Raw genomic sequence first — 15,788 nt, forward strand, 5'->3', positions numbered from 1 at the left:
GCGTTCAGGGGTTGCCGTAGATTTTGGCCAAGCGCACGAAATCGGCCGGGGCGAGGGTTTCGGCACGCGCCTTCGGGTCGACGTCGGCGCGACGGATCGCGTCGGCGTCGAGCAGTTGCCGCAGCGCATTGGCCAGCGTCTTGCGGCGCTGGCCGAACGCGGCCTTGACCACGGCATGGACATGTTCGGGCGGCGCATCGTGCAGTTCGTGGGCCGGTAACGGCAGCAGCCGCACCACCGCGGACTCCACCTTCGGCGGCGGGCGGAACGCTTCCGGCGGCACGTCGAACAGCGGTTCCACGCGACAGGCCAGCTGCAGCATCACTGACAACCGGCCGTACACCTTGCTGCCCGGTTCGGCGGCCATGCGCTCGACCACCTCCTTCTGCAGCATGAAGTGCATGTCCTGGATCGCTGCGGCGTGCTCGACGCAGTGGAACAGGATCGGGCTGGAGATGTAGTACGGCAGGTTGCCGGCGATGCGCAGCCTCGGCACGCCGTGGCTGTGGGCGAGCGCGCTGAAGTCCACCTTCAGCACGTCGGCGTGGATGATGTGCAGTTCGCCCGTGGTGGCGGCACGCGCTTGCAGGCCGGGGATCAGGTCGGTGTCCAGCTCGATCGCGGTGAGCCGGCCGGCCACCGCCAGCAGCGGCAGGGTCAGCGCCCCCTCGCCTGGGCCGATCTCGACCACGAAGTCCTCCGCCCGCGGCGCGATCGCGCTGACGATGCGGTCGATGTAGCGCCGGTCGTGCAGGAAGTGCTGGCCGAAACTTTTCTTGGGGCGCGCGTTCATCGGTTTGTTTCCGGTGGGGGTGGCCCCTCACCTCGTTCCTCTCCCCGGCGGGGAGAGGATGGATGAGTGGCGCAGCGCGCCACGAGTTCCAATGCCATGTTCGCCGCGGCGATCAGGCTGGCCGGATCGGCGCGGCCGCTGCCGGCCAGGTCCAGCGCGGTGCCGTGGTCGACCGAGGTGCGGATGAACGGTAGGCCGAGGGTGAGGTTCACGGTGCGGTCGAATGCCTCGCTCTTCAGTACCGGCAGCGCCTGGTCGTGGTACATCGCCAGCACCGCGTCGTAGCGCGCACGCTGTGCCGGCACGAACGCGGTGTCGGCGGGCAGCGGGCCGAGCAGGTGCATGCCTTCGCCGCGCAGCGCGTCCAGCACCGGGATCACCGTGTCGATTTCCTCGTGGCCGAGGTGGCCGCCTTCGCCGGCGTGCGGATTGAGGCCGAGCACCGCGACGCGCGGCGCGGCGATGCCGAACTTGCGCTGCAGTTCGCCATGCACGATGCGCAGCGTGCGGGTCAGCGCGGCCGGCGTGATCGCCGCCGGTACCGCCGCCAGTGGCAGGTGGGTGGTGGCCAGCGCCACCCGCAGCTCCGGGCTGGCCAGCATCATCACCACGTCGGCGTGCGCGCGTTCGGCGAAGAACTCGGTGTGCCCGCTGAAGCGGACGCCGGCGTCGTTGATCGAGGCTTTCTGCAGCGGCGCGGTGACCACCGCGTCGTAGCGGCCGGCCATGCAGCCGTCGGCGGCCTCGGCCAGCGTGTCCAGCACGTGCCGGGCGTTGCGCGGATCGGGCCGGCCGGGCACTTCGTCGACGGCCAGCGGGATGTGCTGCACACGCAGCGTGCCGGGGCGCCGCATGGGCGGTGCGCTGCCGTCATCATCGGCCAGTTCGACGGCGAGGCCGCAGCGTGCGGCCGCCCGCTGCAGCAGGTGGCGGTCAGTGATCGCCACCAGGGTTGCCGCCAGCGGCGTGGTGGCCAGTCGAACCAGCAATTCGGGGCCGACGCCCGCCGGCTCGCCCGCGGTCAGCGCGAGCCGGGGCAGTGGCATGGTGTCCAACCGCCTTTATGGCGCGCTGGCGGCGGCCCGATCGTCCGCCGCGCGCAGCTCGGGCACCAGGATGTCGACATAGGCGTTCGAGCGCAGGTCACGCAGGTAGTCGTCGTAGGCCTGCTCGGACTTGCGCGTGCCGATGGCCTGGCGCGCCTGGTCGCGTTCGATCTGCACGGTCTGGTCGCTCTGGCGCTCGCCGAGCCGTTGCAGGATGTGCCAGCCGGCAGCGCTCTGGAACGGCGCCGACACCTGGTTGTCCTTCAGCTGGCCCAGTTGCGCGGCGATGGCCTGGCCCCACGCCTGCGGCGGGAACCAGCCCATGTCGCCGCCGATGTTGGCGGTGGTGTCGTCCTTGGAGTTTTCCTTCGCCAGGGTGGCGAAGTCCTCGTGCTTGTCGACGATGCGGTGGTACAGGTCCTGCGCCTTCTGTTCGGCCTGGGCCGGGGTCAGCAGCTCGCTCGGCTTGATCAGGATCTGCCGTGCATGCAGCTCGGTGACCATCTTGCGGCTGCTCTGGCGCTGGTCGACCAGCTTGAGGATGTGGAAACCGGTCGGCCCACGCAGCGCCGCACTGACCTCGCCGGGCTTCATCGAGGTGATGGTGTCGGCGAACGCGGGCGGGATTTCGTCGAGCCGGCGCCAGCCGAGGTCGCCGCCGTCGAGCGCATCGGGCGCGTCCGAGTAGCGGATCGCGGCGGCGTTGAAATCCATGCCGCCCTTGATCGCGGCCAGCGTCTGCTCGGCCTTGGCCTGGCTGGCCTGGATCGCGGCGGCGTCGGCGCCGCCGGGAATGCTGATCTGGATGTGCGCCAGGTGCACTTCGCCGGCCTTGTAGGTCGGGCTGCTGAGCAGGTTGTCGATTTCGCTGTCGGTGACCGAGACCGAATCCCGCACCACGTTCTGGTGCAGCCGCTGCACGGTGATCTGGTCGGCCAGCTGTTCGCGGAACGAGGCGAAGCTGGCGCCGCTGCGCTCCACCTCGGCACGCAACTGCTCGGGGCTGAGCTTGTTCTGCTGGGCCACGCCCTGGATGGCCTGGTCGACGTCGGCGTCGGAGACGTGGATGCCCTGATCCTGTGCCTTCTGGATCTGCAGGCGCATCAGCACCAGACGGTTCAGTACCTGCTGCTGCAGCACATTCATCGGCGGCAGCTGCTCGGTGTGGCCGGCGTACTGCTGCTGCACCGAGAGCACGGCATCGTTCAGTTCGCTCTGCAGGATCACGTCGTCGTTGACTACGGCCACGATGCGGTCCAGCGGCTGGTTGGCCGGGGCGGCCGGGGTCAGCAGCTGGGCATGGGCGGGGAGCAAGATCGCGAGCGCGAACAGGAGAAATGCAAGGGATTGCTTCATCAGTGGAAAGCCTGATTTCGCCGGGGCGAATGCGTTTATTGATAGCCGAGAATATCACGGCGCAGCAGTGGATCGATTTGGCCGCCGGTGGAGCCCAGTCCCTTGAAAACCACCTCGAACATGACGGCATTGTCGCGATGGTTGGTGTTGCCGCCCGTCGGGGCCGGACCGAAGCCGTAGTAGCTCTGGTTCACGTAGCTGCGCCCCACCAGCCGCAGCGACACGCAGCAGCTGTCGTACTCCACGCCGGCCAGCGCATCGACGCTTTCGCGATCCTTCACCGAATAGGTCCATGCACCCACCAGCCGCCAGCGCTCGGACACCGGGTAGACCACCGAAGCGCCGTATTGTTCCAGCAGGCCGCGACGATAGCGGTACGAGAAATTGAGGATGCCGTCGGTGCGCAGGCGGCGCTGCAGCTGCACCGCCGCCAGGTCGGTCAAGCGGGTGTTCGGGCTCCACTGGTAGGCGCTGTCCAGCCGCCAGCGCTCGCTGAGCTGCACGTCGAGCTGGGCCACGTAGGCCGAGCGGACCCAGTCCGTGCCCAGCACTTTCTGCGGGCTGAAATAGTGGATCTGGCCGATGCTGGCCGACACCCGCTCGACGCCGCCGTCGTCCAGCAGGCGGGTGGTGAGCGCGGCGGTGAGGTTGTTCGCGTCCATCTGGCGGTCGGCGCCGGAGAACTGGTTGGTCGAGAACAACTGCCAGTAGTCGAACGACATCGTCCGGGTGTCGAACAGCGGCAGGTTGTTCTGGTTGCGGTACGGCACGTACAGGTAGTACAGCCGCGGCTCCAGCGTCTGCGTGTAGCTGTTGCCGAACAGCGTGGCGCTGCGGTCGAACACCAGGCCGCTGTCGAGGCTGACGATCGGCAGCGAGCGGCTCGGCGACTGCTGGTCGAACGGCGTGGTCGCACCGCTGCCGAGCAGGCCGTAATAACCGTAATTCCGGTAGCTGCTGTCCAGCTGGTAGGCGGTGTAGCGATAGCCGAGCCGCGGACGCACGAACCAGGCCGAACTGCCGAAGTCCGCTTCCAGGTAGGGGTAGAGGTCCTCGCGCTGGCCCTCGACGAAGCCGGTCTTGCGGAATGCCACCGCCGAGCTGTCCACGCCGAATTCCAGCCAGCGCGACAGCGGCACGTCCATGCTGAACTTCGCGTACGGCAGCTGCTTGTACGGCAGGCTGCTGTCGGTCACGAACGGATTGACGTTCTGGTAGATGGTGCCGCCGAAGGAGGCGTTCCACCACTTGCCGCCGCCCGCGATCGTGGCGTTGGAGGCCAGCGTGTAGACGGCCGAATGGGACAGGGCGTCGCCGTAGTCGTACAGGTAGCTGCTGTCCGAGGCGTGGTTGTACGAGCCCACGAACTGCCAGCCTTTCCACAACTGCGTGCTGTCGGCGAACTTCACCAGGTAGCGCGAGTCGCCCTTGGTGTCGGCGAGGCCGTCGCTTTTGCCGTGGTCGTCCGGCACGTATTCCACGTTGAGCTGGCCGCGGCTGCCCGGCGTCAGGTAGCGGAATTCGCCGGCCAGCATCGCGCCGCGCGCGCTGTAGTAGCGCGGATCCAGCGTGGCGTCGTAGTTCGGCGCCAGGTTCAGGTAGTACGGCGTGCTGATCTCGTAACCCGAGCGGCTGGTGTGGCCGATGGTCGGGTAGAGGAAGCCGGTCTTGCGGCGGTCGTCGACCGGGAAGCTGAAATACGGCAGGTACAGGAACGGCACGTTGCCGAGGCGCATGGTGGCGTTGCGCGCCACGCCGACGCCGGTTTCCTTGTTGATGGTGATCGACTTGGCGCGGAACTCCCACAGGTGGTGGCCGACGTCGCAGGTGGAGTAGGTGGCCTGCGAGTAGCGCGTGTGCTGCGCATCCAGCATCTGGCCCTGGCCGGCCGTGCCGTTGCCGCGCGCGTCGAGCATCTGGTAGCGCACGTCGTTGGCGACGCCGCGGCTGGCGTCGGTGTTGCCGCGCATGCTCGAGGCGGCCAGCAACTGGCCGGCGTCCTGGTAGCGCACGTCGCCGCGGGCGTCGTAGTCGGTGTTCTGGTCGTTGTAGTCGATGCGCTCGGCCTGCAGCTGCTGGTCGGCACGCTGCAGCTTCACTTCGCCGGACAGGTGATAGACCGACCGGTTGGAGCTGTCCACGTGCTGCGCCTGCACCAGGGTGGGGCTGGTCTCGCGCAGGCTGGTGTCCCTGCCCAGGCTGGGATCGTAGAACTCCAGCAAGGCGTTGGGCCGGCACATCGCGTAGTTGAGCGGGCGCGGCGCACAGTGGAACGAACCCAGCGGACAGGCCTGGTCGGCCGGGGCGGTGGGGTGGGCGGGCGGAACCTGGGGGCTGCTGGCATCGGCCTGGCCGCCGAACAGGGCCAGGGCGGCGGCGACTGCCAGCAGGCGGCGTGGAGGTAGCTTGGGCGTCACGGGAAATCTGCCGGCTTCGAAGGCTCGTTAAGCTAACAGAAAGACCCCCGGGGCGGCAGGTGAACGTTTTCTCGCCGCACGTCGGGATTCAGCCTGGGCGGGTGCCGAGCGGGGAAATTCGATGCGGAATGCAGCGCGCCGCACGGCGTCTTACTCGACGAGGGCGCCGACGTGCGCGCTCACGCTGGTCGCCAGCGCGGCCAGGTCGTAGCCGCCTTCCAGGGTGGAGACAAGCCGCCCACCGGCGTGTGTGTCGGCCAGCGCCGCCAGGCGTTCGGTGATCCACGCATAGTCCTCGTTGCCCAGCCGGATGTCGGCCAGCGGGTCGTTGCGGTGGGCGTCGAAACCGGCCGAAACCAGCACCAACTGCGGCTTGAACGCATGCAGCCGCGGCAGCAGCACGCCGTCCCACAGCTCGCGGAACTCGTGCGAGCCGGCGCCGGGCGACAGCGTGCCGTTGACGATGTTGCCCACGCCGCGCTCATCCTCGCGGCCGCTGTCCGGGTACAGCGGCCACTGGTGGCTGGAGGCGAACAGCACGCGCGGCTCGCGCTCGAAGATGTCCTGCGTGCCGTTGCCGTGGTGCACGTCGAAGTCGGCGATGGCGACTCGCTTGAGCCCGTGTGCGGCCAGCGCGTGGGCGGCGCCCACCGCGACGTTGTTGAACAGGCAGAAGCCCATGGCCCGCTCGCGTGTGGCGTGGTGGCCGGGCGGGCGCACCGCGCAGAATGCGCGCAGTGCGGCACCGCCGAGCACCGCGTCGACCGCCGCGACCACGGCGCCGGCCGCGCGCAGGGCCGCCTCGGTCGAGCCGGGACCCATCACGGTGTCCTGGTCCAGGGCGAGCATCTCGCCCGCCGGCGCGCCGAGCAGGACCTCGCTGAGATGTGCCGCGCCGTGCACGCGCAGCAGCTGCTCGCGGGTGACCGGGGGTGCCTCGAGGCGGTCGAGCGCGGCGAAGCGGTCATGGTCCAGCGCCCGCAGGATCGCCTGCAGGCGCGCCGGCCGCTCCACGTGTCCCGGGCCGGGATCGTGCTGCAGGCAGGCAGGATGGGTGTACAGCCGCAGCATGGCGGCGGACCTAGGTCGCGGAAGGCTTGCGGCGGCGCTCGTGCTGCCACAGCACCTCGCCGTGGCCGCTGGCTCGGGCCAGCACGCGTGAGATCACGAACAACAGGTCGGACAGCCGGTTCAGGTAGCGCTGCGGCTGGGTGCGGATCTGCTCCGTCCGCGACAAGGTGATCACCGCGCGTTCGGCGCGACGGCACACGGTGCGCGCCAGGTGGCCGCAGGCCGCGGCCATGCCGCCGCCGGGCAGGATGAATTCCTTCAGCGGCGGCAGCGGTTCGTTGAGGCTGTCGAGGATGCGCTCCAGCCGTTCGATGTCGCTGTCCTCGACCAGCGCCATGCCCGGGATGCACAACTCGCCGCCGAGGTCGAACAGATCGTGCTGCACCTGGGTCAGCGCCTCGCGCACTTCGTCATCGACGCCGTCGGCAGCCAGCAGCATGCCGATCGTGCTGTTGAGCTCGTCCACCGTGCCGTAGGCGTTGACCCGCGGCGAGTCCTTGCCCACGCGCGAGCCGTCGCCGAGACCGGTCGAACCGTCGTCGCCGGTGCGGGTGTAGATCCGCGAGAGGCGGTTGCCCACGTCAGTGCCGGGGGTGGCCGCTGCGCTGCGCGGCGTGCGTCAGCTGGGTCGCCAGCACGTGCAGCAGCGCACCCAGCGCCACGTACACGGCGGTGCCGGCGAGGAACGGCAGGTACCAGTCGCCCAGGTTGGCGAACCAGCTGGCCGTGCTGCGCGGCAGCGGCACGCTGGCGCTGATCCAGTAGAAGCTGCCGTTGGAGACCAGGTAGCAAACGCCCTCGGCCACCAGCAGCGCGCCGGCCGCGAGGCCCAGCGTGCGCAGGTCCAGGCCCTGCTGGTGCTTCGCCAGCCAGCTGCCGCCCAGCCACAGCGCGCCGTAGGACGGGACCAGGAACCAGTAGGCCGGCGACACGCAGTAGTGGCTCCAGAAGTCGATGCCCTGACCGCTGATCACCAGGTAATCCACCAGTACCGCTTCGGCCATCAGCAGCGGGAAGGCCCAGCGGACCTGGCCGCGCAGCCAGAAGCCGGCGAGGAAGAACACGCCCCACGAGGCGTCCCACAACGCGTGGTGCAGCAGTGAGGGATGGAAGCGGGTGACGCCCATCACCAGGGCCAGGCCCAGGAAGATGGCCAGGCGTCGGGTCGTTGAGGTTGCCATGTGGACTCCGTGCAGCTCGGCGGGATACAGGCGTGCAAGTTTAGCCCAATGCGACCGGTCCGATGTGTCGGTGTGGCGCCGGCGCGTATCATCCGTCGCATGAACCCTTCCGCATCCCCTGTCGGCGGCAGCGTGCTGATCATTGGCGGCGGCCTGGTCGGCGCCAGCCTGGCGATCGCGCTGGACGCCGCCGGCGTTGCCGCCACCCTGGTCGAGACCGCCGCGCCGCGCGCCGACGCCCAGTCCAGCTACGACGAGCGCAACCTGGCGCTGGCCCGTGCCACCGTCAACGGGCTGGACGCGATCGGCGTGTGGCGCCATGCCGCCGCCCGTGCCACGCCGATCCGGCGCATCCACGTCAGCCGTGCCGGCGAGTTCGGCAGCACGCGCCTGGACGCGGACCGGCACGGCGTCGACGCGCTGGGCTGGACCCTGCCGGCGCGCGAGCTGGGCGCCGCGCTGCTGCGTCGGCTGGACGAATGCACCCGGCTGACCCGGCTGGCGCCGGCGACGCTGTCCGCCTTGGAGCCCTTGCCTCGCGGCTGGCGTGCGCAGGTCGAAACCGTCGACGGCACGCGCAACCTCGACACGCCGCTGCTGGTGGGCGCCGACGGTACGCCGTCGTTCGTGCGAACGCGACTGGGCATCGACGCCGAGCGGCACGACTACCGGCAGACCCTGTTCGTGTGCACGGTGACGCCGGAACGCGACCACGCGAACCGCGCGTGGGAGCGTTTTTCCGACGACGGCCCGGTCGCGCTGCTGCCGCTGGCCGAACGGCGCTGCGGTCTGGTGCTCACCGTGGCTGCCGACGTGGCCGACGCGGTGGCCGCGCTGGACGACGCCGCCTTCATCGCCTTGGCGCAGCGCCGTTTCGGCTGGCGGCTGGGCCGGCTGAGTCGCCCGGGCAGGCGGCATCCGTATGCGATCCAGCGGGTTGCCGCCAGCCAGCTGACCGCGCCGCACGCGGTGCTGGTGGGCAATGCCGCGCAGACCGTGCACCCGATCGGCGCGCAGGGTTTCAACCTCGGCCTGCGCGACGCGCTGACCCTGGCCGAGCTGGCCGCCGCCGCGCCCGATCCGGGCGACGCCGAGTTGCTGGCGCGCTACGCCGCGCGGCGCGCGCCGGATCGCGCAGGCACCATGGCGATGAGCCACGGCCTGGTACGGCTGGCCTGCCTGCCGCAGCCGCTGCTGGCGCCGCTGCGCTCGCTGGCCCTGCTGGCCTGCGACCACTTGCCGCCGCTGCAGCGCGCGCTGGCGCGGCGTGGCATGGGCTTCCGCGGCGAGCCGCCACGGGCGGTGCTGGAGCGCCTGCCATGAACACGCCATTGCAGGACATGCCTTCGCGCCGCCGCGCGCCCGCGCTGGACGTGGCCGTGGTCGGCGGCGGCATGGTGGGCGCCGCCGCGGCGCTGGCCCTGGCGCGGGCTGGCTTCAGCACCGCCCTGCTGGAGGCCCGCGCGCCGGCGGCCTGGGACGCGCGTGCCGAAGTGGACTTGCGTGTGGTCGGGTTGGCACCGTCGTCGATCGCGCTGCTCGACGAGTTGGGCGTCTGGACGTCCATTCGCGACGCTCGCGTCGGCCCGTACACGCACATGCACGTGTGGGACGCCGAAAGCGGCGCGGCGATCGACTTCGATGCCGCCAGCGAGGGGCGCGACCGGCTCGGCTGCATCGTCGAGAACAGCCTGGTGCAGTGGACGCTGTGGCAGGCGTTGGAGGCAGCGGGCGTGCGCTGCCTGTGCCCGGCCGAAGTGCAGGGTTTCGAGGCGCTCGAGGACCGCATCCAACTGGAACTGGCCGGCGGCGAGACCCTTTCCGCCGGGCTGCTGGTGGCAGCCGACGGCGCCGGCTCGCCGCTGCGCGCGCTGGCCGGCATCGGCACGCGCGGCCGCGACTATGCACAGCGCGCGGTGGTGGCACACGTCGCCACCGAGCGGCCGCACCAGGACACTGCATGGCAACGCTTCCTGCCGGGCGGGCCGCTGGCGTTGCTGCCGCTGGCCGACGGGCGCAGCTCGATCGTGTGGTCGCTGCCGGAGGCCGAGGCGCAGCGCGTGCTGGCGCTGGATGAGCAGGCTTTCCTCGATGAGCTCGGCGTGGCCAGCGACTTCCGGCTCGGCCGCATCTTCGCCACCACGCCGCGCGCGGCGTTCCCGTTGAAACTGCAACTGGCCGAGCGCTACCAGGCCGAGCGTTTCGTGTTGCTCGGCGACGCCGCGCACGCGGTGCATCCGCTGGCCGGGCAGGGCGTCAACCTGGGCCTGCGCGACGTGGTCGAACTGCGCGACACGCTGCTCGACGCGCGTGCCGCCGGCCGCGACATCGGCGCTGCCCACGTGCTGCGTCGCTACGCGCGCCGCCGGCGCAGCGCCGATACGCTGGATGCGCTGGGTTTCGACGCGCTGGCGCGCATCTACGCGTGGCAGTCGCCGGCACTGGTGGCCGCGCGCGGCATCGGCGTACGCCTGCTGGATCGGCTCGCGCCGCTGAAGCGGCAGCTCTCGGAGCACGCTGCCGGACTTTGAGCCTTTACCCACCCCTGCGACCGAAGGAAGTCCCTTTGGGACAAGCGGGGGAGGGAGTCAACCCTGACGGAGGATCGACCATGCGTATCGCCCGACTCTGCTGTCTGCTGTTGTTCGCCGGTTCAAGCCTTGCCGCCCAGGCGAAGATGGTGCATCGCCCGGTCGAGTGGACGCAGGACGGCACCCGTTTCCACAGCGTGCTGCTCTACGACGACGCGTCGAGCGCGAAGCGGCCGGGCCTGGTGATGGTGCCGAACTGGTACGGCATCAACGACGTGGCCGTAAAGAAGGCCGAGATGATCGCCGGCAAGGATTACGTGATCCTGCTCACCGACATGTACGGCGCCGACGTGCGCCCGCAGCCGGGCAACGCGGCGCAGGCACAGGCGGCGGTGAAGCCGTTGTACGGCGATCGCGCGCTGATGCGCAAACGGATCAACGTGGCGCTGGACCAGCTGAAGGCGCAGGCGGCCAGCGCGCCGCTCGACGCGTCGAAATTGGCTGCGATCGGCTTCTGCTTCGGCGGCTCGGCCGTGCTCGACCTCGCCCGCAGCGGCGCCGGCGTGGCCGCGGTGGTGTCGTTCCACGGTGGCCTGGACACCGACGACCCGACGCTGGCGAAGCACATCAAGGCGCGCGTACTGGCGATGAACGGCGCCGACGACAAGGGCACCATGCCGGACGCGGACAAGTTCATGGACGAGATGCGCATGAGTCCGGTCGACTGGCAGTTCGTGGTGATCGGCCACGCGGTGCACTGCTTCACCGAGGTCGGCGAGAACTCGCCCGGCTGCCGCTACGACGAACGCGCCGCCACCCGCAGCTACCGCCTGATGCACGACTGGCTGCGCGCGGCGTTCGCGGGCACGCCGTAGGATTCTTGGTGGACGCGATGGCGCTGGTGGTTATGGAGCAGGGGATTTCATCTGCCAGCGGCAACCGAGTCACTTTTTCTCTTGTGTGACCCGGTAGGAGCGCACGCTGTGCGCGATGTTCTTGCTTTGTTCGAGGCGGGAGTTTTTAGAGCCAAGAGCTTTCGGCTGCCGCAGGGGGACGAAGGCTCTTGAGCTCTTCTCCGGGTACGGAAAGGCGCGACCGCCGTACGCGTCACTCGCAGTGGCACGCCTCAAGCCTTGCCCTCACGCACCGCGTCCATCGTCAGCGTGGCCAATTGGCGCAGCCGCGTACCGCCGGCGTCGGCGAGCAGTTCCTTCAGGCGCTCGCCGGCGTCGTGCTGGTCGAGGCTTTGGCGTTCGGCCAGCGAGGCGGCCAGCGCGCGGCCCATCGAGTCGAAGATCAGCGCATAGGCGAACGCGTGCAGTACACCGCCGCCCAGCGTGCCGAGGCCGGGGAACGCCTTCAACGCGTTGCCGGCGACGGCCAGCACGATCGAGCTGCCGGTGCGCAGGGTGAGCCTGGCCTGCTGCACGAAATCCTCGATCTGCACGTCGCTGACCTTGACGCCGTAGAGCTCGGCGAGCGCGCGGGTGAGGCCGGTGGCAAGCACGCCCTGGATCACCAGGTCGCTGCCCGGCGCCACCGCGGCGAGTGCGCCGACGATGGCGCGGCGCGCGTACTGGCGGACGATGCGTTCGGCTTGCTCGGCGCGGGTTTGCGCTTCGAGCGTGCCGGTGCGTTGATGCAGGCCGGCCAGCACGGCGTTCTCGCGCAGATCCTCCAGGCCTTCGGCGCCGGACGCGGTGAGCCGTTCGAGCGCCTGCAGCAGCGGCTCGATCGCGGGCTTGCGCTGGCGCTCGACTGACTCGGTGCGGCCGTCGGCGAGCTGGCGCTGGTAGCGCTCGCTGCCGCCGGCGCTGATCGCCAGCACCGCGCTGGCGATGCCGCGCGCGTGCCGGCGCAGGCGCTCCAGCAATTGATCGCGCTCGGCATCGCTCCACTGGTCGGCCTTGTTCAGCACCAGCAGCAGCGGCTTGCCGAAGTCGGCCAGCCAGCGCAGTTCGTCGGCCTGGCGGCGGCTGAGGTCGCCGGCGCACAGATAGACCACAGCGTGCGCGCGCAGCGCTTCCTCGCGCGCCAGCGTTTCGTGCGCCTCGCCGCCGGCCTCGCGACTGCCGGGCACGTCGGCCAGCACCAGCGTGCGACCGTCCGGCAGCTTGCCGTCGTAAGTGGCCGACGCCGCGGGTGGTGCCGCCGCGCACGTCGCTGGCGACCTGCGCGTGCGGCGCCAGCGCGCGGACCAGGCTGGACTTGCCGGTGGAGATTTCGCCGAACAGCGCCACGTAGATGCGCGAACTGTCGCGGCGGCGATCGAGCTCGCCCAGCTCCGCCGTCAGCGCGCCGGTGTCGGCGCCGCGGTCGCGCAACCGGCCGATGCGCTGCTCCAGGCTGCTGCGATCGGGCGCCGGCGGCGGCCGGCGCCGGCGCCGCGGGCGCAGCAGCCACCACAGCACGGCGAGACCGGCCGCGGCAAAGATCAGCAGCACGCCGCCCAGCGTCCACTGCAGCCACGACGGCAAATCCAGGAAACGCTGCGCCAGCGCCAGCGCGCGTTCGGCGGCGGCGAACAGCAGCCACAGCAGCGCGGCCATGGCCAGCGCGGTGAGCAGCAAGCGCGGGCGTCGGGACATCCGTGCATTCTAGCCAGCTTCGCGACCGGCCTCGCGCGGGTCTCGCTCGCGCCGGGGGCGTGCTTTTGGCACTATCTTGCGTTGCAGGCACGGCGGCGGCCGAGGCCGGCGTGGACGTCGCGGCACCGCGGCGCGGGGGATGGATGGGGAACGGATCGAGATTGTCCGCTTGGCTGCTGGGTGGGGTCCTGGGCGTGCTGGTGTCCGCGCCCGGCAGCACCCTCGCCGCCACGCCGGCACTCGGCGTGCGTGCGGCCGGCCCGTTGCCGACGCCGCAGTTCCGCCTCTATGGAACGACCGATGGCCTGCCCAGCGGGGCGATCTACGCCGTGGCGCAGGATCGCCACGGCCTGCTGTGGTTCGGTTCGGCCGGCGGCCTGGTGCGTTTCGACGGCGTCGACTTCACGGTGTTCCGGCACGTGGTGGGCGATCCGCAGTCGCTGCCGGCGAACCAGACCTATGCGCTGTTCGTCGATCGCGACAACCGGATCTGGGCCGGCGGCGTGTCGACCGGACTGATCGGCTACGACCAGACGAGCGGCCGCTTCCGGCACTGGGAGCATGCCGACGACCAGCCGGACAGCCTGGCCGACAATGAAGTGTGGAGCATCGCGCAGACGTCCGACGGCGCGCTGTGGGTCGCCACCCAGGGCGGACTGGATCGCCTGCGCGCGGATGGCCGCGGCTTCGACCACATCGCGCGGGAGGTCGATGGCCGCCGCGAGCCGTTCGGTGCCGTTCGCGCGCTGCTGGCGGAGGCCGACGGGCGGCTGTGGATCGGCGCGCACAGCGGCCTGTACCTGCGCCAGAGCGACGGTACGATCCGGCGCGTGCCGGTGGATCCGTCCTTCCATGGCGAGCTCGGCAAGGCCTGGCGCATCGACGGCGGCGACGGCGAAGTGCGGGTGGCGCTGGAAGGCGGCCTGCTGGTGATCGGCGCCGATGGCGTGGCGCGTCCGCTGGCGAGCCCGCAACTGTCGTCGCTGCGCATCCTCGGCAGTGCCCGCGATGCGCAGGGCCGCTTGTGGATGGGCAGCTTGAACGGCGTGTGGATGGATGCCGGCGGCGGCCGCCTGCAGCACATCGTCGGCCAGCCGTTGCTGCCCGGCGGCCTGCCCGGCGACCGCCTGTGGCAGCTGCTGCGCGATCGCGAGGGCGGGCTCTGGTTCACCTTCGACCAGTCCAGCATCGCCTACCTGCCGCCAGGCTGGAACGGCTTCACCCGCTTCACCCACGTGCCCGACGATCCGCACAGCCTGTCGAACATTGCCGCGCTGTCGGTGCACCGCAGCCGCGACCGCCGGTTGTGGGTCGGCGGCTTCAACGGCTGGATCGACAAGCTGGATCCGGCCACCGGCGAGGTCGAGCACGTGCTGAAGGGCCTGCGCGGCAACCTCGCCTCGCTGGCCGAAGACACCCGTGGCCGCTTGTGGATCGCCGGGCCGGGCGAGCTCTACCGCTACGACCGCGGCAAGCTGACCGCCATCGAGGCGAAACGCAGCCACGTCAATCGGCCCACCGCGCTGGTTGCCGGCGATGACGGGCGCATCTACGTGTCCTCGTGGGGGCAGGGCGTGTTCGCGCTCGATTCGGCAAGCATGGTGGGCAGTTCGCTGATGCCGGCCGATGCACCGGGCGACACCCGCTTCCACGACCAGCTGAGCTTCCACGCCGGCCGCCTGTGGTACGCCAGTGCGGGCGGCCTCCTGCGCGGCGACGGCGCGAGCCAGCGGCTGGCCTTCGTGCCCGGCGTGCCGCATCACGAGATCCTCGCCTTCGCCTTCGATGCCGGCGGTTTCTGGACTGCCACCAGCGAGGCGCTGGAGCACTACCGCGAGGTCGATGGCCGCGCCGAGCGCGATGCCAGCGTCGACATCAGCCGCCAGCCGTTCGCCGCCGACCTGATGGCGATCGAAGTCGACCGCCAGGACCGGCTGTGGCTGTTCGCCAACCCGGGCTTGTGGCGGTTCGAGCCGACGACGAGGCAGTTCACCGCGTTCGGCCCGTCGCAGGGGCTGTCCAGCGGCGAGTTCACCAACGGCTCGGTCGAGCTGGCGCCGGACGGCACCCTGTTCGCCGCCAGCGGCGGCGGCGTGATGGCGTTCCGGCCGGAGCGACTGGCGCGGCTGCAGCAACACGGCGCAGCGCCGCCGCTGACGCTAACTGCGGTCACGGTGCGGCGAGGCAATCGCGTGCAGCCGCTGGCGCCGGGGCCGCCGGTGCGCCTGCCATGGCGCGATCGCGACCTGCACGTCGAGGCGCGGGTGGCGTCGTTCGTCAATCCGGCCGCGAACTGCTACCGCTTCCGGCTGCACGGCTTCGACAGCGACTGGGTGGACACCGGCAGCCGCGGCGGGCGCGATTTCAGCGGCCTTGGCGCCGGCGACTACACGCTCGACGTGATGGCTGCGGGCGCGAACGGCCAATGGGTGCGCCTGGCCACGCCGCTGCGCATCCACGTCGAGGCGCCGCCGTGGCGGCGCTGGTGGGCGTGGGCGATCTACGTGCTGCTCGCGGCCGCGCTGGTCGGCCTGGTGCTGCACGGTTGGCGCCGGCGCCTGGCGCAGCGGCACCACGTGCAGCTGGTCGAGCAGCAGCGNCAGCTGGCGGAGGCGGCGAGNGCGGCGAAGACGCAGTTCCTGGCCACGCTGAGCCACGAGATCCGCACGCCGATGACCGGCGTGATGGGCATGGCCGAACTGCTCTTGAGCACGCCGCTGAATCGCCAGCAGCACGACTACACGCAGGCGATGCAGCGCTCCGGCGGGATGCTCTTGAAGCTGCTGAACGACGCGCTGGACCTGG

12 protein-coding genes are annotated in these 15,788 nt (G+C 70.6%); 4 read left to right on the forward strand and 8 right to left on the reverse strand.

The annotated features are described in order from the left end of the window. Positions 1–4: 4 nt before the first annotated feature. From rsmA to RHOOR92_RS0108960, 7 genes are all read right to left on the reverse strand, one after another. Entirely contained in the window at positions 5–793 is a 789-nt protein-coding gene (rsmA, locus tag RHOOR92_RS0108930) for a 16S rRNA (adenine(1518)-N(6)/adenine(1519)-N(6))-dimethyltransferase RsmA (RefSeq protein ID WP_027490093.1), read from the reverse strand. Then, the gene (pdxA, locus tag RHOOR92_RS0108935; RefSeq protein ID WP_027490094.1) at positions 790–1,839 is read right to left on the reverse strand and encodes a 4-hydroxythreonine-4-phosphate dehydrogenase PdxA; all 1,050 of its coding nucleotides are present in this window, start codon (positions 1,837–1,839) and stop codon (positions 790–792) included. The genes rsmA and pdxA overlap by 4 nt, the downstream gene beginning before the upstream one ends. Before the next feature lie 15 nt (positions 1,840–1,854). Continuing rightward, positions 1,855–3,195, reverse strand: coding sequence for a peptidylprolyl isomerase (locus RHOOR92_RS0108940; protein WP_027490095.1), 1,341 nt, complete (start codon positions 3,193–3,195; stop codon positions 1,855–1,857). A 35-nt stretch (positions 3,196–3,230) separates the two neighbouring features. Next, on the reverse strand, positions 3,231–5,612 hold the full coding sequence (lptD, locus tag RHOOR92_RS0108945; RefSeq protein WP_027490096.1) for an LPS assembly protein LptD: 2,382 nt from the start codon (positions 5,610–5,612) through the stop codon (positions 3,231–3,233). A gap of 150 nt (positions 5,613–5,762) precedes the next feature. Next, positions 5,763–6,683, reverse strand: coding sequence for a histone deacetylase family protein (locus RHOOR92_RS0108950; protein WP_027490097.1), 921 nt, complete (start codon positions 6,681–6,683; stop codon positions 5,763–5,765). Positions 6,684–6,693: 10 nt separating this feature from the next. Further along, positions 6,694–7,263, reverse strand: a complete 570-nt coding sequence (locus RHOOR92_RS0108955; RefSeq protein WP_015448697.1) for a cob(I)yrinic acid a,c-diamide adenosyltransferase — start codon at positions 7,261–7,263, stop codon at positions 6,694–6,696. Between the two features lies 1 nt (position 7,264). After that, positions 7,265–7,864 (reverse strand): hypothetical protein, encoded by a 600-nt coding sequence (locus RHOOR92_RS0108960; RefSeq protein ID WP_027490098.1) that lies wholly within the window; start codon positions 7,862–7,864, stop codon positions 7,265–7,267. Positions 7,865–7,963: 99 nt separating this feature from the next. On the opposite strand from RHOOR92_RS0108960, the gene ubiH reads away from it, so the two are divergent. The 3 genes from ubiH (at position 7,964) to RHOOR92_RS0108975 (ending at position 11,270) form a co-directional block, all read left to right on the forward strand. Further along, positions 7,964–9,187 (forward strand): 2-octaprenyl-6-methoxyphenyl hydroxylase, encoded by a 1,224-nt coding sequence (ubiH, locus tag RHOOR92_RS0108965; protein WP_027490099.1) that lies wholly within the window; start codon positions 7,964–7,966, stop codon positions 9,185–9,187. Beyond that, on the forward strand, positions 9,184–10,395 hold the full coding sequence (locus RHOOR92_RS0108970; RefSeq protein WP_027490100.1) for a UbiH/UbiF/VisC/COQ6 family ubiquinone biosynthesis hydroxylase: 1,212 nt from the start codon (positions 9,184–9,186) through the stop codon (positions 10,393–10,395). The genes ubiH and RHOOR92_RS0108970 overlap by 4 nt, the downstream gene beginning before the upstream one ends. Before the next feature lie 80 nt (positions 10,396–10,475). Further along, positions 10,476–11,270 (forward strand): dienelactone hydrolase family protein, encoded by a 795-nt coding sequence (locus tag RHOOR92_RS0108975; protein WP_007514819.1) that lies wholly within the window; start codon positions 10,476–10,478, stop codon positions 11,268–11,270. Positions 11,271–11,521: 251 nt separating this feature from the next. Here RHOOR92_RS0108975 and RHOOR92_RS18630 read toward each other — a convergent pair whose 3' ends face one another. Further along, a complete protein-coding gene (locus RHOOR92_RS18630) occupies positions 11,522–12,487 on the reverse strand; it encodes a hypothetical protein (RefSeq protein ID WP_231378356.1) in 966 nt (321 codons plus the stop codon). Between the two features lie 657 nt (positions 12,488–13,144). On the opposite strand from RHOOR92_RS18630, the gene RHOOR92_RS18635 reads away from it, so the two are divergent. Beyond that, positions 13,145–15,788, forward strand: a 2,644-nt coding sequence (locus RHOOR92_RS18635; RefSeq protein ID WP_051281173.1) for a two-component regulator propeller domain-containing protein, incomplete at its 3' end; no start/stop codon positions are given.

Source organism: Rhodanobacter sp. OR92 (genome assembly GCF_000427545.1).
In the GTDB taxonomy this organism is placed as follows: domain Bacteria; phylum Pseudomonadota; class Gammaproteobacteria; order Xanthomonadales; family Rhodanobacteraceae; genus Rhodanobacter; species Rhodanobacter denitrificans.